The sequence below is a fragment of the Streptomyces sp. BV286 genome, assembly GCF_019090165.1.
GTDB lineage: Bacteria > Actinomycetota > Actinomycetes > Streptomycetales > Streptomycetaceae > Streptomyces.
Genome location: NZ_JAHRIB010000156.1, coordinates 126,576 through 146,968, shown reverse-complemented (window position 1 = coordinate 146,968; position 20,393 = coordinate 126,576). Strand labels below are relative to the sequence as shown.

The window sequence follows — 20,393 nt, the reverse complement described above, 5'->3', positions numbered from 1 at the left end:
ACCCCGCACACCCGGCCACCCGGTCACGGCCAGAATCGCCCAGTTCAGAACCTTTATGGCAAGACCTTTCCGCGTAATCCGCTGTGGGGCGCTCAGCGACCGGACCCGACGCGGTGGGGGCGACGACCACCGTGGCTGCTCCGTGCCATCGTATTCCTGGGCCCTTGGACAGCCGGTCGTCATTCGCGGAGAAGTGCGCCGCCGTTGATCGACCAGACCTGACCATTGATCCACTCCCCGTCGTCGGAGAGCAGGAACGCCACCACTCCGGCCAGATCGCTGGGCTGGCCGAACCGGGGGCTGGGGATGGTCATCCGCGCGAATTCCAGCGCTTCCGGGGTCAGGGCCATCTTCTCCGCGGACTCCGTCATCACCACCCCGGGGGACACGCAGTTGCACCGGATGCCCTGCTTGCCCCAGCGGGCGGCGACGTGACGGGTGAGGGCATTGATCCCGGCCTTGCTGGTCTGGTAGGCCGCACGCTGGTGGTCGCCCACGTGGGCGGACAGCGAGGAGGTGTTGACGATCGCTCCGCGGCCCTGTTCGAGCAGCAGGGGAAGGGCCGCGCGGCAGGTGAGCGCGAAGCCGATTAGGTTCACCTCAAGGGTGCGCCGCCATACGGCCGGGTCCATGTCCAGCAGGTCGCCGTCACGGCCCAGCACGTCCGCCGAGGCGTCTGCGGCGACGTTGTAGAGCCCGTCGACTCCGCCGAGTTGGTCGACGGCGGTGTCGAACAGTGCGCGTACCGACCGCTCGTCGGCGAGATCGAACTCGACGGCGAGGGCGGTTCCGCCGGCGTCGGTGATGCGCTTGGCGGTGGCCTGCGCCGCGTCCGCGTTGATGTCGCCGATCACGACCGTGGCGCCCTCGGCGGCGAGGCGCTCGGCAGTGCCGGCGCCGATCCCCTTGCCGCCTCCGGCGATGACGATGCGCTGTCTGGTGAGTCCCCTCATGGCATGGCTCCTGTTCCTGTGTTCTTCCGTGGTGTGGTGCGGGTTGTGACCGCACGCCCGGCCGTCGACTCCTCGCGCGGTGCGCGGTTTCCGGTCAGCCGGACCAACTGGTGGGTTGGCGATGGCTCTTATCTCGTCGAAGGTGACGACGACCTTTTCTGCCGCTCCGGGAGTGAGAGCGTTCGGGAGTAGCTCAGCTGCCCTCTCAGCCCATGACGTGGGGTTGGCCGGTCCAGGCGGTGAGTCCGCCGTCGACGGCGAGGGTGATGCCGGTGATATACGAGGCGTCGTCGGAGGCGAGGAACGCGACCACCGACGCGATCTCGGATGGTTCGGCAGCGCGTCCCAGCGGGATGTGGTCTTCGTAGAGGTCGCGGACATCGGTGCGGGCGTCCAACCACTGGCGCAAGCCCTGGGTGAGGACGGGCCCCGGGGCGATGGCGTTGACGCGAACGCCCTGTTTCCCGAAGTCGACGGCGGCGCTGCGGGTGAGGTTGACGACGGCGCCCTTGGCCGCGTTGTAGGCGGCGAGGTTGTAGTCGCCACCGAGTCCTGAGATGGATGCGGTGCTGACGACGGAGCCGCGTGTTGCCGCGAGGTGCGGCAGGGCGTAGCGAATGGTGTGGAACACCCCGTTGAGGTCTACGTTCAGCACCGCTTTCCACCCGTCGAGGGTGACGTCGGCGGCGTTGCCGGGAGCGGCGATACCGGCGTTGGGAACGACGAGATCGAGCCGGCCGTGCTCGGCGACGACTTCCTCGATCACTGTCCGTGTGGCGTCGGCGTCCGAAACGTCAAGCACACGGGGCTGCAGACGAGTCGGGTCGTGCGGCGTCGTGAACGACGCGACAGCGTCTGCGTCGATGTCCGCCGCGACAACGACCGCGCCCTCGCCCAGCAGGCGTTCGGTGATCGCGGCACCGATACCGGAAACTCCGCCGGTGACCATCGCCACCTTGCCGTCGAAACGGTTCTCGACTCTTGCGTTCATCTCCATGCCCTCTTTTCGGGTGGGGTAGGTCGACACTGAGCTCAGAGGTTTGGGCAGCCGTGCGGGTCCGGCCCTGCCGGACCCGCACCACGTCCGCCAAGACTCGCGCCGGCGTACCCGTCCTCTCCTGTCAGGCCGTCGGACTGTCGACCGACGTGGTGGTCACCAGGCGACCGGCAGCCGGTGCGGGCCGTAGGTGATGGTGTTGTTCCGGAACGCGATCTGCTCCAGCGGCACTGCCAGCCGCAGACTCGGCAGTCGGCGCAGCAGTGCGGGCAGCGCGATCTGCAGCTCCGCCCGGGCAAGGGGCTGGCCGAGGCACTGGTGGGTGCCGTAGCCGAAGGCGAGGTGCCCACGGGTGTTGCGGTCCGGGTCGAAGGTGTCGGGGGCGGCAGAGAAGGAAGCGTCGCGGTTGCCGGCGGGCAGATTCATGAGCAGGGCCTCGCCGGCCCGGACGAGCTGCCCGCCGATGGTGACGTCCTCGGTGGCGACGCGGAAGATCCCGTCCTGGACGATGGTCAGGTATCGCAGCAGTTCCTCGACGGCGTTCGCCACAACAGCGGGGTCGTCGGTTTCTCGGAGCCTGGCGAGCCGGTCGGGCTGCTCCAGCAGGGCCAGAGTCCCCAGGGCGATCATGTTGGCCGTCGTCTCATGCCCGGCGACCAGCAGCGCCATACCGTTGACGACGACGGTGTCACGGCTGATCTCCCCGGCGGCGACCCGCTGGAGTTGTCGGCTGATCAGGTCGTCCGCCGACTCACGCTCCTTGTGCGCCGCCAGCTCGTACATGTAGCTGGCCAGCGCGATGTCGGCCGCCTGCTTCTCCTCGTCCGTCGCGTCGGCCCTGACGATGGTGGCGCTGTGCTCCTGGAAGTACGCGTGGTCCTCGTAGGGCACTCCGAGCATCAGGGAGATGACCATGGACGGGATCGGGAAGGCGTAGGCGCTCACCAAATCCGCCGGTGATCCCTGGCTGATCATCTGCTCCAGGAAGTGATCGACCTGTTCCTGGATCAGGGGGCGCAGCCGCTCCATCCGCTTGACGGTGAACTCGCCGGTGAGCATCCGACGTAACCGGATGTGTTCCGGGTCGTCCATCCGTACGAAGGACTGGGCCACCTCGGACCCCGCGGAGGCCGGGACGGGAAAGCCGTGTGTACGGTCGTCCGCGCTGATCCGGGGATCGCTGAGGGCCTCCCGGATGTCGGCGTACCGGCTCACCACCCACATGGGTTCGCCACGCCACAGCGCCCTCCGCAGACCCTCGCCCTCACGCCAGTGCGCGTAGTCGGTCGGCGGATCGAAGGGGCAGCGCGCTGACCGCACGCCGGGGAACGGGGGGAGACCGGTGTGGTCGACCGGGTCGGCCGTGTGGGTCGTCGTACTCACGGATCACTCCTTGGCAGATTCGAAAAAGAGGGGGTGTCATCGCCGCACGCGACGGCGGCCTACGAGGTCGGTGAAGCGGTGGCCAGGACGGTGACGGCCGTGTCCCAGTTGGCGCCAGAGGCGATGAGAGCGCGCGGGGGCAGCCGATCCAGCTCCCACTCCCCTTTCAGGAAGTGCTTGGACAGCGGCGGCCGGTCGTACGGCAGGTACGGCTCATCGCCGACGAGCGTGATCCCGCCCCCGTGTCCCGCCCTGCGCAGCGCCTCCACCGTGGCCAGTCCGCCCGCCGACGCGCCTACCAGCGCTGTTCGGTTCACTACTCCGCCACGTGGATCGCGGCGGCGGGACAGGACAGGGCCGACTCACGCACGGCCCGGTGCTGGTCCGCCCCGGGGGCCTCGGTCAGTAGCACGACCACGCCGTCCTCTTCCCGCTGGTCGAAGACGTCGGGTGCGATCAGGACGCACTGCCCGGCGGCCACGCACTTGGGTTCGTCGACGGTGATGTTCACGAGGGGTCCTCTCTCGGCCGGTCAGAGCTGGTTCCGAGAACCACGTTAGCCGACACTCGTAGGTAAACCAACAGTCGTCGGTTAGATAGGATGTACGTCATGCCCACGACCCGACAGAACCCACCGGCAGGTGACCGGCGCGTACGGCGTACACACGCGGCCCTGCAGAGCGCGCTGATCAAGCTCGTCGAGGAACAGGACCTGGGGCAGATCAGCGTCGCGGACGTGGCCGAACAGGCCGGGGTGAACCGCACGACCTTCTACGACCACTACCGGGACGTTCACGAGCTGGCCGAGGCTGCCTGCACCTCGACGATCGACACCCTGATCGAGTCGCTCCCCGTCCTCGACCCCGCGCCGGCGGACCCGGACGCAGACCCCGCCCGGTCACTCGTCGCGTTCTTCGAGAACCTTGCCGAGCATGCCGGCCTCTACCGCAGCCTCCTGGGGCCACAGGGCAGTGCCCGCGTCATCGACCACATCCGCAGCCGTATCTCCGCCAGCGTCCACGTCGCCGTGCGCCTGAACGCCGGCGCTGCGCCCGACAGCGTCTCGTCGACTGACTTCCCCCACGACGTACCAGCCGCGTTCACCGCCGGTGCCCTCCTCGGCGTGGCCACCGACTGGCTCCAACGCGGCAGCCCCCGGACACCGGCAGAGATGGCCGAACTGACATGGCCGCTTCTCGTCTCCCACCACACCGCCGACGCCCAGCACGCCAAAACGTGAGGTGAGCCTCCGACTCGCGAGCCTCGGGGAGAATCGTCTGCGCATGACGATCGAGGTCACACCCCGGCCCGGCGCTCGGAATCGCGCCGAGCCTCGCGACTCGACCCGTTGGCTGGGCACGGCCGCCGCCCGTGTCCGGTCGGCGCATAGGCTGGCCCCGGACCCGATGATCACGTGCTTGGGCGCTCCTGCGATCCGACAACCGAGCGGCTGGTGGCCCGGGTTCGCCGGTGAAGGCGGCCGGCCGGATGAGAGAGCAAGGAGGCGGTGTCGGATGGGCGGAGACGCTCTGCGCTGGAGCGAATACCGCAGCATGCCGTGGAAGAACCGCGGCGGTACCACCCGCGAGGTCGCGTCGGGGACCGTGCAAGCAGCCATGGCCCCGGCGGAGATCACGGACGGCTTCGACTGGCGTGTCAGCGTCGCCGACGTGGAGGCGGGCGGCTCCTTCTCCGCCTTTCCCGGGATCGACCGCGTGATCACCCTCGTCGAGGGCGAGGGCATGGTCCTGACGGTGGACGGGACACCGCACCCAGTCCGGCCGTTGAGTCCCTTCGCCTTCCCCGGTGACGCGGCGACGGTCTGTCAACTGAAGGCGGGCGCGGTCCGCAACATGAATGTGATGACTCGCAGGAGCCGAGCGACGGCACACGTGCGGATCATCACCGTCGCCGCCGCACAGGGAGCAGAGTTGACCTGCGCGGCAAACGAGACCCTGCTCGTCATGGCCGTCGCCGAGGGCATCGCCGTTGACGGACCGGACGGACGGGAGACCACCCTCGGCCGTCTCGACTGCGTGCGTCACGAAGGCCCGGCGGCGCTGACTCTACGGGGCGAGGGCGCGGTGGCCGGGATCAGGATCGCCGCAGCGGGCTGACGGCCGGAACCGGCGCCCGCCCGGTTGTCTCGCGCTCGGTGCCGGCGGTGTACGGATACCCCCGCAACGCGGCGCACACGAAGCGCCGGTGTGCCGCGATGACAAGGCGGCGGGGCACGTCGGCATCCAACCGTGCGCACCCCGCCAAGTCCGGCGCCATGGCGTTACGTCATGGTCGAGCGGCCATGACGTCATCGCTGGAGGTACGGGTAGGTCCAGTCCGTGGCGGGGGTGAGGCTCTCCTTGATGAACCGCGGCGAGATCCAGCGCTGCAGCGCAAGCCGCGAACCTGTCCGGTCGTTGGTGCCCGAGGCCCGGCCGCCGCCGAAGGAGACCTGGCCCATGAGTGCCCCGGTCGGCTTGTCATTGACGTAGGTCATGCCGGCCGTGTTGCGGAGCACGTCGAGGGCGCTCGAGATCGCCCGGCGGTCGGAGGCGAAGACGGACAGCGTCAAGGCGTAGCCGCTGGCACGGTCGACCTCGCGGAGGACCGTGTCCCACTCGCTGTCCTCGTAGACGTACACGGTGAGCAGCGGACCGAAGAACTCCTCCGACAAGGTGAACGCCGTCGGGTCGGTCGTGGTGTAGATCGTCGGGTCGACAAACCAGCCTGTCGATGTGTCGGTCCTGCCGCCCACCAGGAGCTCGTGGGTGTCGAGCGCGTTCGCACGGTCGAAGGCCGACTGGAGGCGGTCCGTAGCGGTCCGGTCGATCACCGCACCGACGTACGTCTCGTGCTTGGTCGGGTCACCGACGGGCAGCTCGCGGACGATGTCGACCAGCTCGTCACGGAGCTTGTTCCACACCGAGCGCGCGATGTACGCGCGCGAGGCCGCGGAGCACTTCTGGCCCTGGTACTCGAAGGCCGAACGGACCAGCGCGGTGCGGACAGCGTCGATGTCAGCCGTCGGGTGCACAAGGACGGCGTTCTTGCCGCCGGTCTCGCCGACCAGCCGGGGGAAGGAACGATAGGTGTCGATGTTGTCGCCCACGGCGCGCCACAGGCTCCGGAAGACCGCCGTGGAGCCCGTGAAGGTGAGGCCGGCGAAGTCCGGGTCCGCGATGGCGGTGGCGGACACCGCGGCGCCTGAACCGTGGACCAGGTTGATGACACCCGCCGGCAGTCCCGCCTCCTCGAGTACCCGCATCGTGACCTCGGCCGCGAGAGCCGCCTTCTCCGCGGGCTTCCACACGACGGTGTTCCCCATGAGGGCGGGAGTCGTCGGCAGATTGACGCCGATCGCGGTGAAGTTGAACGGGGTGATCGCCAGGACGAATCCCTCCAGCGGACGCTGGTCGAGGATGTTGATGTCACCGGGGAGGGACGCCGGCTGGTCGGCGTAGATCTGCTGCGCGAGGTGCGCGTTGAAGCGCATGAAGTCCGCGAACTCGCTTGCGGCGTCGATCTCCGCCTGGTGGAACGTCTTGGACTGTCCCGTCATGGTCGCGGCGACCAGCTCGTCGCGGTACTTCCCCGCGGCCAGGTCGCCCGCGCGCAGCATGATCGCCGCGCGTTCCCACCAGGGGGTGCGGGACCACTCGTGTGCTGTCGCGAGGGAGGCAGCGATCGCCTTCTTCGTCACGGTCTCGTCCGCCACGGCCAGGGTGCCGATGACGCTCTGGTGGGCGTGCGGCTCGACGACGCGCGTGGTGTCGGCAGTCATGATCCGCTCGCCGTTGACGACGTGGGGGATCTCCCGCGGGTTCACGCGGATGTTCTCGATCGCGGCCGATACCGAGCGCGACTCCGGCGAGCCGGGCACGAAGTCCCGCGACGGTTCGTTCTTCGGCGCGGGCATCCGCGGGTTCGCGGCGATGCTGACGGGTGTGGCGGACATGGGGAGTTCCCTTTCAGATGGGTTGCTTGGCGTACGGCCCACGGTGCTGAGGTCAGTGAGCGACGATCTGGTTCTCGAGGCGCCGGCGAGCGCTCGCGACCGAACGTCGGGTGATCGCGATCGCCGCGCCGAGGTCTCGTTCCTCGAGCGCACCGATCAGTGCCGGCTGGGGCTCCCACAGCGTTGCGTCTCGCGACTGGATCGCGGCGCGGGCACCGATGACCTTGTAGGGGCGGCACTGGGTCCACAGTGAGTCGACCGTCCGGACGAGGACGTCATTGCCTCCGGCGAGGTAGAGCTGCCGGAGCAGGACCTCGTCGGCCTCGAGTGCGTCGTGGACGTCCTCGCGAACCACTGCGCGGAACATCCGGTCGCACGCTTCACGCATGACCGCGAGATCCGAGTTGGTCACCCGGGGCGCTCCGAGCCGCGTGGCCTCGACCTCCAGGACGGCTCGGACGTCGTAGATCTCGATGAGCTCGCGGGCGGTGAACTCACGGACCCTGGACCCGCGATGCGGATGGCTGACGGCCAGCCCGTTCTCGACGAGCAGACGCACCGCCTCCCGGACCGGCATGACACTGGTTCCCACCTGCTCCGCGATGTCACGGACCCGCAGCCGCGCGCCCGCGCGCAGCTCACCGGTGAAGATGCGGCCCGCGAGCACCTCATAGACCTGGTCGGCCACGAGCGTGGGGCTGACTCCAGTCGAGATCTCGGCGGCATGGGTGGCCATGGTCGTCCGCACCAACCGTTCACGTGCGCCGAGGGAAGCGAGTCGATGCCGATCGTCCGCCCGCCCTTGAGGACGCCGAGTGAGCTGCATCATGAACCGACGACGGACCGGAGGAAGAGAAGGAGGTTGGCGGGCTTCTCGGCCATACGGCGTGTCAGATACGGATACCACTCGGTGCCGTAGGGCAGGTACACACGGACGCGGTAGCCCTCACGGACCAGCTCCTCCTGCAGTTCGCGACGCACGCCTTGGAGCATCTGGAACTCGAACGAGCGCTTGTCGATGCCGAGTTCGCGAGCCGTCCGCTTCACGGTCTCGATGCAGGCGTCGTCATGGGTACCGAAAGCGGGGTCGGGAAGGTTGGCGAGTGCCCACTTGGCGAAGTGCTGGTACTGCGCCGTCACGTCGTCGCGGTCCAGGATGGCCACGTCCACCTTCTCGTCGAAGGCACCCTTGACGAGCCGGATCTTCGGCGGGTTGGCACCGAACTCGTACAGGTCCTGAAAGGTGCTGCGCATACAGGCCTGGATGGCCACGCGAGTCTCCGGGTACTCCGCGTGGCAGCGCCGGAAGATCTCCAACGTCTCCCGGCCGACGGAGCTGTGCTCCATGTCGACCTCGACCTCGCAGCCGTGGGCACGGGCGGCTTCGAGGAGCCGGCGCAGGTTCTTCTCACAGCTCTCCGCGGAAATGACGATGCCGAGCTGGGACAGCTTGACCGACACGGTCGCACTCGCGCTCCGCGGCGCCATGCCCTCGATGACGCGGATGTACTCCGCCGTCGCGGCCTCCGACTGCTTCAGGTCGTGGACGGACTCACCGAGCAGGTCCAGGCTCACATCGATCCCGACGGAGTTGAGCTGCTCGGTCACGTCGAGCGCCTCGGCGAGGGTGGTGCCCGCGACGTAGCGCTGCACGATGGGCCGGGTCAGCTTGCTCCTGGTGGCGATCCGTTCGAGCTTCTTGTTCTCGGACGCCACAAGAAGGAGTTTGTTCGGCACGGGGATGCCCTTCTGATCGGAGTAGAGCGTCTGGAGCAACGTGGGGACGCGCGGGGCTCCGGGCTCTCCGCGAGGAGGTCTTCGTCGGGTGAACCGCGTCGGTCTCGCACGAGTGGAGGTGCGCGCCGCTCACCGTAATTTGTGATAACACATCACGCAAGGCCTCGCCCTCCGAAAATGCTGCGCACCACTCAAACGATGTGTGACCGCACCTCGCACGGCTCGACCCAGTCGACCCACATCTTCTAATTTTCGCAGTTCAAGACAGGTGCCAGTCCACCGAAAGCTCTATTTGCCGCGCAGCCAATCCTGGCGAACCTTGCACCGGGCACCCGCAGTCAAATCGCCCCTCAAGTTATCGGCGAGACACTATGGACGCCAGATGTGATCACATGTAACCCTCTCAGTGCCGTCATCGCGTGCAGGACCGACTGGGCGCGACGGCGGTCAAAGCCAGGCGGACCCCCAGAACCTCACTGGAGCTGAGACCTCTGTGACCCAGGTCGAGACGGCATTCCTCTCCCCCACGCGCGCCGCCCCAGAGCATCCGTCGATCGGAGACTCCGACACGCCGGCGCTCCCGGATGCCAGGCAACGTCGACGGATTCGCAGACGGCGAACTGATCGCGTCGGCCGCGTCGACGACCCTGCCCGTGCCTTCCTGGTTCCCGCGGGCCGTGGAAGGCGTACTCCCCGCCGACGTCCCACCAGCGGCGGACCAGATCCTCAGCGACCACAGCGACGTGGTGGGTACCCGACATCCTGCGGGCGGGCTTCCTGGCAGGTGGTCTTCCGCACATCCCTGCTGCCAGGCCTGACGTCGCGCCATGCCGCCACAACTACGGCCGTCGAGCGGTGCCCGAGCCACACCTCCGCCGAGGTCTCCGCCCCTACTACGTACCGAGATCTTTCACTGTCACGAACCCAACACATCAGGAACACACCCATGGCAACTGAGCAGTCCACCTTTGCCGTTGTCGGCGCGGGGCTGGCCGGCGCCGCGACGGCGTGGCGCCTCGCAGAAGCCGGCCATGACGTCACCCTCGTCGAGCGTGGCCTGCCGGCCGATCACGAAGGCAGCTCACACGGCTCCGCACGGATCTTGCGTTACGCCTACCCGTCGACGCTCTACACCGATCTGGTCCTCCGCTCGCGACCCCTTTGGTCAGAGCTGGAGGCAGCAGTCGGGGAGCAACTGATCAGCCGGACCGGGTGCCTGGACTGGGGCGGGCGGCGCGACCCACGCGCACTCGCGCACTCCCTGGAGAAGGCCGGCTTCGAGCACGAGCTACTCAGCCCCGAAACAGCCTCGGAGCGCTGGCAGATCGAGTTCGACTCGCCGGTGCTGTGGCATCCGGATGCCGGGGTGATCGACGCGGAGAGATCGGTCAATGCCATGGTCTCTCTCGCGACCTCCCACGGTGCCCGACTGCGAACCGGGTGGGACGTACAGAGGATCGACAGGACGAGGTCCGGCTATCGGCTGCACGAGGCCGCGGGTGACACTCTCGATGCCGAGCGAGTGGTCCTCTGCGCTGGCGGCTTCCTGCCTCGGCTCCTGCAGAACACCGGTGCCGACGAGCGGTTCACAGCCGCAATGCCGCGGTTTACGGTCACCCAGGAGCAGGCCTACCACTTTCCCTACCGCGACGGTGCCGAGGGCTGGCCCACCTTCATCCACAAGACGGCGGCGATCCAGACGTACAGCCTTCCGGGTGGCCGTGACGCGGATTTCCGTGGCCAGAAGCTCGCGGAGTACGCCGTGGGGAAGGCGCTGCCCTCGGCATACGAGCAGGACGGGCAGATCGATCCGGCGAACCGCGAACGGCTGATCGCCTATGTCAAGGACAACCTCCCCGGCCTCGTGCCCGAGCCGTACGCGGAGACAACCTGCCTCTTCACCACAACCCCGAGCGAGGACTTCGTGCTCGACCGTACCGAGAACCTCACAGTGATCTCCCCGTGCTCCGGGCACGGCGCGAAGTTCGCTCCACTCATCGGTGTTCTCGCCGCCCATCTCACCGGCGCCGGCACTCCTGCCGCCGGCCGCGCCGCCCTCCCCCGGGAGTTCCTGGTCGGCGGCAGCCTGGGCGCCGCGTCCCTCCAGGACGGGGGACGACGATGACGGCCTCGTCGATGATGGCCGGCTTGTCCGGAATCGGCCGCGATCCCAAGCGCGGGGGCTACAGCCGTCCCGTGTTCTCGCCTGCGGAGCTCGAGTTGCGGGAGTGGTTCGTCGGGGAAGCCCAGCGTCTGAGGCTCGACGTGGAAACGGACCGGAACGGCATTATCTGGGCATGGTTGGACGTACCAGGCGCAGCTCGTGAAAATGCTGTCGCGACCGGAAGCCATCTCGACTCGGTGCCCGGAGGCGGCGCGTTCGACGGCCCGCTGGGGGTCGTGTCGGCACTCGCAGCGGTCGAACTGATGCAAGCATCCGGTTTCCGCCCGAGCCGCCCTGTCGTCATCGTCGTCTTCCCGGAGGAGGAGGGCTCGAGGTACGGCCTGCCCTGCCTCGGTTCAGGGCTCATGGCCGGCACCGTCTCCGCGGACCGAGCCCTCGTACTCAAGGACGAGAACGGCGACACCCTCGCCGACCTCTTCGGCCGCAACGGGATCCACCCCGACCAGGTCGGACCCGACCCGAAGGCCATGGAGCGCATCGGCGCCTTCGTGGAGCTCCACGTCGAGCAGGGCCGAGGCCTCGTCGACCTGTCCGAGCCTGTGGCCATCGGCCGCAGCATCATCGGCCACGGCCGCTGGAAGCTTCGCTTCGAAGGCCAGGGCAACCATGCCGGAACGACATTGATGGCGGACCGCCTCGACCCGATGATCCCCGCGGCCCAGACCATCCTCGCGGTACAAGAGGCCGCGCGGGCCGTCACCGGAGCCCGTGCGACCGTCGGGAAGCTGATTCCGGTACCCGGCGGCTCCAACGTCATCGCCTCAGCCGTGGACGTCTGGCTCGACGTACGGCACGCGGACGAGTCAGCCCTGCAGCCCCTCGTCAACGAGATCACGGCCCAGGCACGCGGACTCGCGCGAGCGGCAGCCTGCCGCTCGTTGGTCAGTCGCGAGTCCTACAGCCCGACCGCAACCTTCGATGCTGACCTGATCCAGCGCTTCACGAAGGTCCTTCCGTCCGCGCCACTGCTCGACACGGGTGCCGGTCACGACGCGGGAGTGCTGGCGCCGTACACCCCCTCGGCGATGCTGTTCGTGCGCAACCCCAGCGGAATCTCGCACTCACCCGAGGAGTACGCCGAGGACGCCGATGTGGACGCCGGCGCACAAGCGCTGGCCCTGATCCTGATGGATCTGGCGTCCGCGTAGCCCCGTCCCTCTCGGCCACCGGTGAACGGCCCGCCACACAGGCTGTGGGCGAGGTCGGCGTGAGCGACCGCGCCCGCACCACCGCCTCCGGCGAGCACCGACCCACGCCGAGCGACGGATCACCAGGATTCGCCGACCCTAAAGGCCCCGGATCGCGTACGGCCGGCCGGGGCAGCCCGCTCCAGCGCGCAGCTATCGTATTCCTGTCTTGTCTGCAGCCGACGCGATGGAGTTCTCAGTGGTCACAGGAACTGGCCGCGGGAGCCAGACCGTCAACCCGACGCTCGTCGCAGACCAGGTCTACGAGGTCCTCGCCAAACGCATCTACGACGGCGAACTCGCGGCAGGAGATCGACTGCCCGTCCGGGACCTGGCCAAGCAAGTGGGAACGAGCGTCATGCCGGTTCGAGAGGCGATTCAGCTATTGGTGAAGAACGGCCTCGCCGTGGCGCACCCACATCGTGGCGCCCGGGTCCGCGAATTCACCGTCCACGAGCTACTGGATCTCTATGAGGTCCGGACCATCCTCGAGGTCGAGGCCACCCGGAAGGGCGCGGCGTCCGTCACCCGCGACGACCTGCACAAGATGCGGGGCGCTTGTGAACGGATGTACCGGGCCGTCGTCCAAGGGCGCGTCACGGATGCTCTCGATGAGGACGAGGACCTCCTGCGGCACCTGTATCGCTCAGGCAGCAACGACGTCCTGGTATCGACCATCGACTCCTTGTGGATCCAATGCCGGCCCTACAAGGTGATCGGTGCTCGTGCGGCCCTGGAAGTTCACGACTCGTCCCTGTGGACGCCCCAGCCCGCGCTGATCGACGCGCTGTCGGCCGGCGACACGGAACAGGCCGTCACGATCACCCGCGATTCCCTCCTCAGCGCCCGCCAACGGCTCGTGCGAGAGATGCGCGTCCCGGAGGACTCAAGCCAGATCGGCTGAGGCCCTGGGCCGATGAGCCGCATCCGAGCCCAGCAAATCACGAGAAGGACCTGCCACCCTGCGAGGTGAAGGAGGTCAGTGTGCCAGGGGCCTGCGGGCGCATCGACGGGAGGCTCACACTCAGCGGCCGTTCTTTCATGCTTCGTTACTCCACATCTCGAAGCCTGAAGAACGGCCGCGTCACGCGCCCTGGCTCCCGGAGATCTCAGCAGACCGAGCGACCGGTGACGCTGGACGTCAAGTTCAGTCCTGGTTCTCCCAGAACAGTCTTTCGCTCCGGTCCGGGTCGTTGACGATCCGGCACCTGGCATCGAGCCACATCGTGGCACGGTCGGTCAGAGTGTAGGCGGGCCATCGCGGCACACCCGCCGCCATGGGACGGCCCGTGTGGGCGAAGCCCGCCCACAGTTCGCTCATGTGCCGTGCGGTCGCCAGCCGTCCCGGCGACTGATCCTTGTTGAGGATGTAGTCGAGGTCCTTGTCGGTGTTGGCGAACTTGAGGTTGATGTCCGACGCATGCGGTGAGCCGATGGGGAAATCGGTGCCGGGCACCAGGGTCGGGCTCGGGTAGGCGAGCTGGTACATGAACACGGGCGCGGCGTGCTGCGCGCGTTTGGCCTCCGCGATCTTGATCGCGTCGCGCCAGATGGGCGACGTGGTGATCGCGAAGTAGAGCTGCGCCGGCGTCGCGCCGGGTCGCGACGCCCGGAAGGTCCGGATGATCTCGTCGAGCTCGGCGCCCTGATAGGTGCCGCTCAGACTGCTGCGCAGGCCGGCCTCATCGATGCGGAAGATGTCGGGCGGCCCAAAAAGACTGAAGAACACCGTCTCGTCGCGGCACGTTCCGCACATCAGCGGCTTGCCGGCCGAGAAGGGCGCGGCGCCGTCGGCGAAGGGGTGCCGCGGGATGACGGTGCCGTCGACGAAGGCGCCGAAGCCAGGGAGCGGGCCCGGGTCGCCCCACGGAGGGGCGCCGTTCGCGGCTTCGGACTGCTGGATCTCCAGCAGTCGCGCGGCCGGGATGTCATGGAGCCGGGGAATGTCCGTCGTGGTCAGTCCCAGCAACGCCATCGTGCGCCTGGCCCGGGCGGTGGCACCGTCGCGGGTGGGGAAGCGCAGTGGCGCGGCGCTTTCGATCGAAGCCTTGTGGAACAGCCGCGAGGCGGCTGGCATGGTGTAGACGGCCGCGGTCTTGGCGCCACCGCCGCTCTCGCCCCAGACCATGACGTTGTCGGGGTCGCCGCCGAAGTTCTCGATGTTCTCCCTGGTCCAGCGCAGCGCGGCGAGAATGTCCAGCATCCCCTGGTTGGCCGCGTAGTCGCCGTCGGCGAGATCGCCCAGAAACAGGTACCCCAGCAGGCCCAGACGGTGGTTGGACTCGACCACCACCACGTCATACAGCTGCGCCAGGTGCGTGCCGTCCTGCCCGGTGGCGGAGCCGGAGCCGATCATGTAGCCGCCGCCGTGGTTGTAGAACATCACCGGCCGCCGTCGGCGGTCGGCGGCCGGGGTCCAGATGTTGAGGTAGAGGCAGTCCTCGGAGGGAGCCGGCATCCGGCCGTTACCGCCTGGACCCATCTCACCGCCCGCCACCTGGAACGCCGGGTTGGGAAAGCTCACCGCGTCGCGTACGCCAGACCACCTCGCGGGCGGCTTCGGGGCCTTGAACCGGAGTGCGCCGAGCGGCGGCGTGGCGTAGGGCACGCCGAGAAACTTGGCGATGCCGTCCTCGCGCTTTCCTCGGACCTTGCCGTAGCGGGTCGGTGCCACGACCGTGCTCCCAGCGGACCGCGCATGTGCCGGGAAGGGCATGCCCATCGCGGCAACCATAGACAGCGAACTGCCGATCATCGCCCTGCGATTCATTTCCGAGTAGACCATCAGACCTCCTCCTTCGGCGAGCGCAACGATTGCGCTCCGGACGTCCGTGAACGTGTCTCGTAACGTTTCAATTCGTGGCCCTGGCATGCCGCTTGACCTCACTTCTCGCTTCACGTGCTGCTCTGCGGTTCTTTCCGATACAGCAGAGAGGCTGGGTGGAGCCGGCGCGTCAAGCGGAGCTGGCCCACCCGGCCCGCCCGCGCCCTCAGTGTGAAGGCCCCCCTTGGCGCTGCCCTCCGAGGTACAGACTGGTGCTTCACCCCGGATTCGGTGATGTCCAGTCAGACAGGAAGGGATCAAGCGGTGGGGATCAGCGTTCGACCCCGAGCGTCAGGGTCCCCGTGTACCCGGAGGACGTCGAGCTGCCCAGTGCGGTCAGGGTCAGGAGACCGGACGCGGCGCCGCCGCCGTCGTAGATGGAGTCCTGGGCGAGGGTGGTGCGGGTGACCCCGTTCGCCGTGTACGGCGAGAGCCTGCTGACACGCGTCGTGATCGTCTCGCTGAAGTAGAGCTGGCCGGTGTGAAGTTCCTGTCCGCCGGTGAACGAGCCGTCGGGGGTCAGCCTGACGTTCGTGTGGACCTTGATGTGGATGTGGATGCAGCGGCCCACGTACCAGCCGGGGTAGATCGTGGTGATCGACGCGACTCCGCTGGAGTTCGTCAGCACGCCGCCACGTAGGAAGGTGCCGTTGTCCGGTTCGCTGTGGCCGTTGGCGCCGACGAAGCCGGAGTACTCGCCGAGGTGGTCGGCGTGCCAGATCTCCACGAGAGCGTTGGAGAGCGGTGCGCAGGTGTCGTCGTCGACGACCGTCAGTGTGAGCTCGAGCGGGACGCCCGGCTTACCTTCGGTGATGTTGGAGCGGACGTACTGTCCGTCGAGGTAGTAGGGACCTTCGGTCATTTCCCTGGTGAGGGTGCAGACGGCCGCGGCGGCGACAGGTGCGGTGTCGGCCGTCTCGGTTGTGGGGGCCTCGTACGTGGCAGCGGCGCCCACGGCCAGGGCCGCGGCGGTGGCGCCAGTGGCCGCAAGCACCGTGCGGCGCGCGATGGGGGTGTGCTCACCTGAAGTGTCTGTCATGAACACGACACCTTAGGCGAAGTTTCCCTTGAGTACCTGACTAGTCAGGAAATCTCTCAAACGTCAAGTGACTCGCAGGACAAGGGGGTCGGGCATACCGACTGAGGGGGCGCCGGAGTGCTGAACGCCCCGAGGCCGACACGGATACGCCCCGCACGTCCCTGCCCGCGGCGCCGATGGCCGTGCGCGGGGAGGGACGGTGCCGACGCGGTCGGTCCGATCCGCGCGGCGTTCGAGCCACCATCGACAGCGAACTGCCGATCATCGCCCTGCGATTCATTTCCGAGTCGACCATCAGACCTCCCTCAACGAAGACCGCAGCGATTGCGCTCCGGACGTCCGTAAACGTGTCTTGATGCGTTTCACTTCGTGACCCTGGCTTGCTGTTTGACCTCGTCCCCCACGTGACGCGCTGATCTACTCTGGCCCGCACGGCGATCAGTAACACGAACGAGCGATCATGAACCCGAGGGGAAGGAACTTGACGCCCTCTCAGTGGCTGCCCTCACCGGAGCTTGGTAGTGATGCGGTATCGACCGGACGTCAGCTGGCAGACGTACTCGCCGTCGCTGTGGTCGATGAAGCGCACGCCCTCTGCTCGTGCCAGCGGTCTCCGTCCCTCGCGGACGACATCGGCGGACGCTGCCGGAAGTCGCAGTACGGCCTCGCTGTTCGCGGGCACGTCCACGTCGTACACAAGCTCCCTGCCGCCGTCCTCCAGCTTCCATTCACTCTTGATCACGCCGTACGGCGACTCGTACGAGCCCGACACCTGCGTGATCCCGCCGGTCGGGTCGATGTGGGGTTGGAGCAGGAAGCGCTTGAAGCCGGGGCTGTCCGGATCGCGCGCGATGCCGGCCATGTACGCGTACATCCACTCCATGATCGCGCCATAGGCGTAATGGTTGAACGAGTTCATACCGACCGGACCGAAGCCGACATCCTCGGCGTAGGAGTTCCAGCGCTCCCAGACTGTGGTGGCACCGTTCTTGACGGAAAAGAGCCAGGACGGCATCGCATCCTGGTGCAGCAGCTGGTACGCCAGATCCGCGCGGCCCTCATCGGTGAGGACCGGGGCGAGGACGTTCACGCCGAGGAAGCCGACGGACAGGGTGTTCTCGGCGTACCGGACCCGGCTGCTGTTCGGGTGCGCGGCCTTGTAGGCCGCATCGTTGCCGATGTTGTCGGCGAGATGGCCGACCAGTGCGCGGCGTTGGGCCTGCGTCTCGTAGAAGCCGAGCTTGAGGACCCAGAGCAGCGCCGTCTGGCTGTTGTCCTCGGTCTTCTGGTTCGGGTCGGAGCCCGGTTCGATCGGGGAGGCGTCGCCGAGGCTGGACTTGACCGTGACCGTGCCGCCCTCGGTGCTCAGGTACTTGGTGATGAACGCCTGCTTGATGCGTCCGAAGAGCCGCTCGTACGCCTCTCCCTCCGCCGTCCGCCCGGTCGCGCGGGCCATCTGCGCCATCAACCGGGCGACATAGCCGTAGTAGACATCGCTCATGAGCTGGGCGCTGGTCTTCTGCAATCCCAACCAGTCGCCGGTGAGGGAGCCCTGCCCGGCGTAGGTGTCGCCGGTCTGGTCCTGGATCCAGTCCAGGTAGCGGGTCATCGCCGGCCAGTTGTCTTCGACGATGGTCGCGTCACCGGTCATCTGCCACACGGTCCACGGCACGATGACGCCAGCATCCGCCCAACCACTGCCCCCACCAGGGAAGTTGTACCGTCCACCAGGCGCTACCCCGGTGAACTGCGCCTTGCCCGCGCCGTAGATGAGCGCGGAGTCGACGACGGTGTCCTGGAAGTGGCTGAGGAAGACACCGGCGTCCGCGTTGTAGAGGGCGGTGGTGGCGAAGACCTGGGTGTCTCCGGTCCAGCCGAGGCGTTCGTCGCGTTGTGGGCAGTCGGTGGGCACCCAGAGGTAGTTGCCGCGCTGGCCCCAACGGATGTTGCTCGCCAGCTGGTTGACGTCAGGGGCATTGGTGGTGATGGTGCCGGTCTCGCGGATCGCGGACGTGGCGACCTTGCCCGTCAGGCCGGTGATGGTGACGCTCTCCGTGGCGGTGACGGAGACGTAGCGGAAGCCGTAGAAGGTCAGGGAGTCCTGGTGGGTTTCGCCGTGCCGGTCGCCCTTGAGGATGTACGTGCTGGTGGCCTTGGCGCTACGGAGGTTGGCCCGGTAGAGGGAGCCCTCGGGGCCGTCCGCGCCGGCGCTGTCGTCGTTGAGCATCTCTCCGAACCTGAACTCGACCTTGGCTCCGGCCGGGCCGCGCAGGCTGTAGCGGGCCACGCCGACCATGTTCTGGCCGAGGTCGAAGACGGCGGTCTCGCCGGTACCGATCGCGACCGAGGCGGAGGCTGCCTTCCCGGGGTCGGCCACCGTCCGGGACGGGTCCACGACGATGCGGCCCCTGCCGTTGGGGCTGCCGTCCTGTCCGGTCACTCCGGTGGCGACGACGATCGCCTGCGGTCGGCGGTCCCAGCGGGGCATGAAACGCGCGGTCTCGCCAGGGTAGGCGAGGAGTTGCACGTCCGGGTACGTGTCCTCCAAGGCGACCCGAGTCACGTCAGACCAGGTGGAGACGTCGAAGCCGGATGCCGTCCAGCCCGACAGCTCCATGCGGGCGTCGTAGGTCTGGCCGTCGTAGATGTCGTCGGCCCGGTAGGGACCGGTATCCGTGGCCTTCCAGCCTCCGTCCGGCTCGGTGACGACGGTCTGCGACGAGCCGTCGGCGTACCGGATCAGCAACTTGGCCTTGAGGGCCAGGGCGTTGCCGTGGCTGGAGTAGTAGGTGCTGCCGTCGGAGGCACGGCTGTTGTACCAGCCGTTGCCGAGGACGGCGGCGAGCGTGACGGCTCGCTCCCGGGTCACCAGATCCGTGACGTCATAGGCCATGTAGTTGACGCGCACGTCGTAGTTGGTCCAGCCCGGGGACAGCAGTTCGATCGTGCTGCCACCATCCTGCGGAACGGTGACGTGGTGGCCGTTGATGTACGCGTTGTAGACGCCGAGGGCGGAGACGTACAGACGGGCCTCGCGGACCCGGGACCTGTTCTTGAGGGCTGCTTCGGTCCGCAGCATGGGTGCCCCGGCCGAGTTGGGGGTCTTGCCCTTCATCCCGATCCACTGTGCCCCGTCCCACCCGGCCACGCCGTCGGTGCTCATCAGTCCGGTCTCGAAGGAGGCGGGGGATCCGGTGCCGACCGGGCGGCCTTCGGCGTCCCACACGGTGACACTCCAGTGGTAGCGGGTTGAAGGCCGGAGGGCCTTACCCGTGTAGCGGACGGCCACCGAGTCGGACGAGCTGACACGGCCGCTGTTCCAGACGTCGGCACGGGCCCCGGTCAGCTTGTCCGGAGAGCTGGCGACGAGGATCTGGTACGCGCCCTGGCTCTGCCCCCGGCCGGCGGACCGCATGCGCCAACCGAAGCACGGCCGTACGGCGTCCACGCCCAGGGGATCGGTGCGGTGTTCCACGGTCAGCCCCAGCACCGCGCCGCCCTCCGCCTGACGCAGCGCTTGTGCCGCCGCGCTCGTTCCGCCTCCCATGGCGCCGACCCCTACCGACACGGCGCCGACCGTCGCGGCGAGCACGACACGACGCCGGACTCCCGTGTTGTCGTCGCGGTCGGCACCTTCTGCGTTGTCTGCTTCATGGTTCAAAGTGCCTTCCTCTCGGTTTCGCGAGCGGTGAACGTGTGCCGTCCCGAGGCCACGGCATAGATGGCGCGGTCGTCGCGCACGCCACGGAACTGCTCGCTGTATCCGTCCACTTGGGCCGCGCTCCCGCCGGTGGCTACCAGGACGTCCACCGTGGTGTTGGGCGGGATCTCCACGTCGAGCCGGAGCCTGCCGTCCTTACGGTCCACCCCGCGGACACCAGTCCGTGCGGCGTGCGGTAGCTGCCCTGGACATGGGTGGGTCCGCCCACCGGGTGTCACAGGCGAACCCCTTCCATGAAACGTTTCAAAGCTGGCGCCATCAAAGCGTCGGCCGACTCGAACGCCGTATGGCAAGCCAGCCGAGTGTCATTACTTGGTGATGTGGTCAGGTACCGGGTGCGGCTGACCCGATCCCTGGCTATGGGTAACGTTTCCCAAAGCGTGCTGCCAGACCATAGAGAGCGTCCTGCATG

General features: G+C 67.9%; 16 protein-coding genes and 1 pseudogene. 5 read left to right on the top strand and 12 right to left on the bottom strand.

The genetic code is table 11. From position 1 onward, the window contains the following. Window positions 1-179 precede the first annotated feature (179 nt). The 5 genes and pseudogenes from KUF83_RS28240 to KUF83_RS28220 form a co-directional block, all read right to left on the bottom strand. Window positions 180-953: an SDR family NAD(P)-dependent oxidoreductase gene (locus tag KUF83_RS28240; protein ID WP_217457780.1), complete on the bottom strand. Its 774-nt coding sequence runs from the start codon at window positions 951-953 to the stop codon at window positions 180-182. 205 nt (window positions 954-1,158) lie between these two features. After that, on the bottom strand, window positions 1,159-1,944 hold the full coding sequence (locus KUF83_RS28235) for an SDR family NAD(P)-dependent oxidoreductase (RefSeq protein ID WP_217457779.1): 786 nt from the start codon (window positions 1,942-1,944) through the stop codon (window positions 1,159-1,161). A 162-nt stretch (window positions 1,945-2,106) separates the two neighbouring features. After that, on the bottom strand, window positions 2,107-3,333 hold the full coding sequence (locus KUF83_RS28230; protein WP_217457778.1) for a cytochrome P450: 1,227 nt from the start codon (window positions 3,331-3,333) through the stop codon (window positions 2,107-2,109). Window positions 3,334-3,464: 131 nt separating this feature from the next. Then, window positions 3,465-3,650 (bottom strand): annotated as a pseudogene (locus tag KUF83_RS28225) (FAD-dependent oxidoreductase); the annotation flags it as partial. Beyond that, entirely contained in the window at window positions 3,650-3,844 is a 195-nt protein-coding gene (locus tag KUF83_RS28220) for a ferredoxin (RefSeq protein WP_217457776.1), read from the bottom strand. The pseudogene KUF83_RS28225 and the gene KUF83_RS28220, both read right to left, overlap by 1 nt. A 99-nt stretch (window positions 3,845-3,943) precedes the next feature. On the opposite strand from KUF83_RS28220, the gene KUF83_RS28215 reads away from it, so the two are divergent. Together KUF83_RS28215 and KUF83_RS28210 are read left to right on the top strand one after the other, a co-directional pair. Continuing rightward, window positions 3,944-4,573, top strand: a complete 630-nt coding sequence (locus KUF83_RS28215) for a TetR/AcrR family transcriptional regulator (protein ID WP_217457775.1) — start codon at window positions 3,944-3,946, stop codon at window positions 4,571-4,573. Window positions 4,574-4,847: 274 nt separating this feature from the next. Then, the gene (locus tag KUF83_RS28210; protein WP_217457774.1) at window positions 4,848-5,450 is read left to right on the top strand and encodes a HutD family protein; all 603 of its coding nucleotides are present in this window, start codon (window positions 4,848-4,850) and stop codon (window positions 5,448-5,450) included. A 191-nt stretch (window positions 5,451-5,641) separates the two neighbouring features. On the opposite strand, the gene pruA is transcribed toward KUF83_RS28210, so the two are convergent. The 3 genes from pruA to KUF83_RS28195 all read right to left on the bottom strand — a co-directional run bounded on the left by pruA (window position 5,642) and on the right by KUF83_RS28195 (window position 9,025). Then, window positions 5,642-7,267, bottom strand: coding sequence for an L-glutamate gamma-semialdehyde dehydrogenase (pruA, locus tag KUF83_RS28205; RefSeq protein ID WP_217457815.1), 1,626 nt, complete (start codon window positions 7,265-7,267; stop codon window positions 5,642-5,644). Window positions 7,268-7,340: 73 nt separating this feature from the next. Continuing rightward, the gene (locus tag KUF83_RS28200) at window positions 7,341-8,024 is read right to left on the bottom strand and encodes a GntR family transcriptional regulator (protein ID WP_217457773.1); all 684 of its coding nucleotides are present in this window, start codon (window positions 8,022-8,024) and stop codon (window positions 7,341-7,343) included. A gap of 89 nt (window positions 8,025-8,113) precedes the next feature. Further along, window positions 8,114-9,025: a proline dehydrogenase family protein gene (locus KUF83_RS28195; RefSeq protein WP_217457772.1), complete on the bottom strand. Its 912-nt coding sequence runs from the start codon at window positions 9,023-9,025 to the stop codon at window positions 8,114-8,116. Window positions 9,026-9,971: 946 nt separating this feature from the next. On the opposite strand from KUF83_RS28195, the gene KUF83_RS28190 reads away from it, so the two are divergent. From KUF83_RS28190 to KUF83_RS28180, 3 genes are all read left to right on the top strand, one after another. Next, entirely contained in the window at window positions 9,972-11,150 is a 1,179-nt protein-coding gene (locus KUF83_RS28190; RefSeq protein WP_217457771.1) for an FAD-dependent oxidoreductase, read from the top strand. Window positions 11,151-11,164: 14 nt separating this feature from the next. Beyond that, window positions 11,165-12,358 carry an allantoate amidohydrolase gene (locus KUF83_RS28185; protein WP_254644512.1) on the top strand — a complete coding sequence of 398 codons (1,194 nt, stop codon included), beginning with the start codon at window positions 11,165-11,167 and terminating at the stop codon, window positions 12,356-12,358. A 208-nt stretch (window positions 12,359-12,566) separates the two neighbouring features. Further along, window positions 12,567-13,301, top strand: a complete 735-nt coding sequence (locus tag KUF83_RS28180) for a GntR family transcriptional regulator (protein ID WP_217457769.1) — start codon at window positions 12,567-12,569, stop codon at window positions 13,299-13,301. 243 nt (window positions 13,302-13,544) lie between these two features. Here the strand turns inward: KUF83_RS28180 and KUF83_RS28175 are convergent, their stop codons facing one another. The 4 genes from KUF83_RS28175 to KUF83_RS28160 form a co-directional block, all read right to left on the bottom strand. Next, on the bottom strand, window positions 13,545-15,296 hold the full coding sequence (locus KUF83_RS28175; protein ID WP_308403172.1) for a carboxylesterase family protein: 1,752 nt from the start codon (window positions 15,294-15,296) through the stop codon (window positions 13,545-13,547). A gap of 196 nt (window positions 15,297-15,492) precedes the next feature. Next, entirely contained in the window at window positions 15,493-16,260 is a 768-nt protein-coding gene (locus tag KUF83_RS28170; protein ID WP_217457768.1) for an intradiol ring-cleavage dioxygenase, read from the bottom strand. A 505-nt stretch (window positions 16,261-16,765) separates the two neighbouring features. Beyond that, window positions 16,766-19,807 carry a family 78 glycoside hydrolase catalytic domain gene (locus tag KUF83_RS28165; RefSeq protein ID WP_374106181.1) on the bottom strand — a complete coding sequence of 1,014 codons (3,042 nt, stop codon included), beginning with the start codon at window positions 19,805-19,807 and terminating at the stop codon, window positions 16,766-16,768. Between the two features lie 110 nt (window positions 19,808-19,917). Beyond that, window positions 19,918-20,127, bottom strand: a complete 210-nt coding sequence (locus tag KUF83_RS28160) for a hypothetical protein (protein WP_217457766.1) — start codon at window positions 20,125-20,127, stop codon at window positions 19,918-19,920. Window positions 20,128-20,393: the final 266 nt, after the last annotated feature.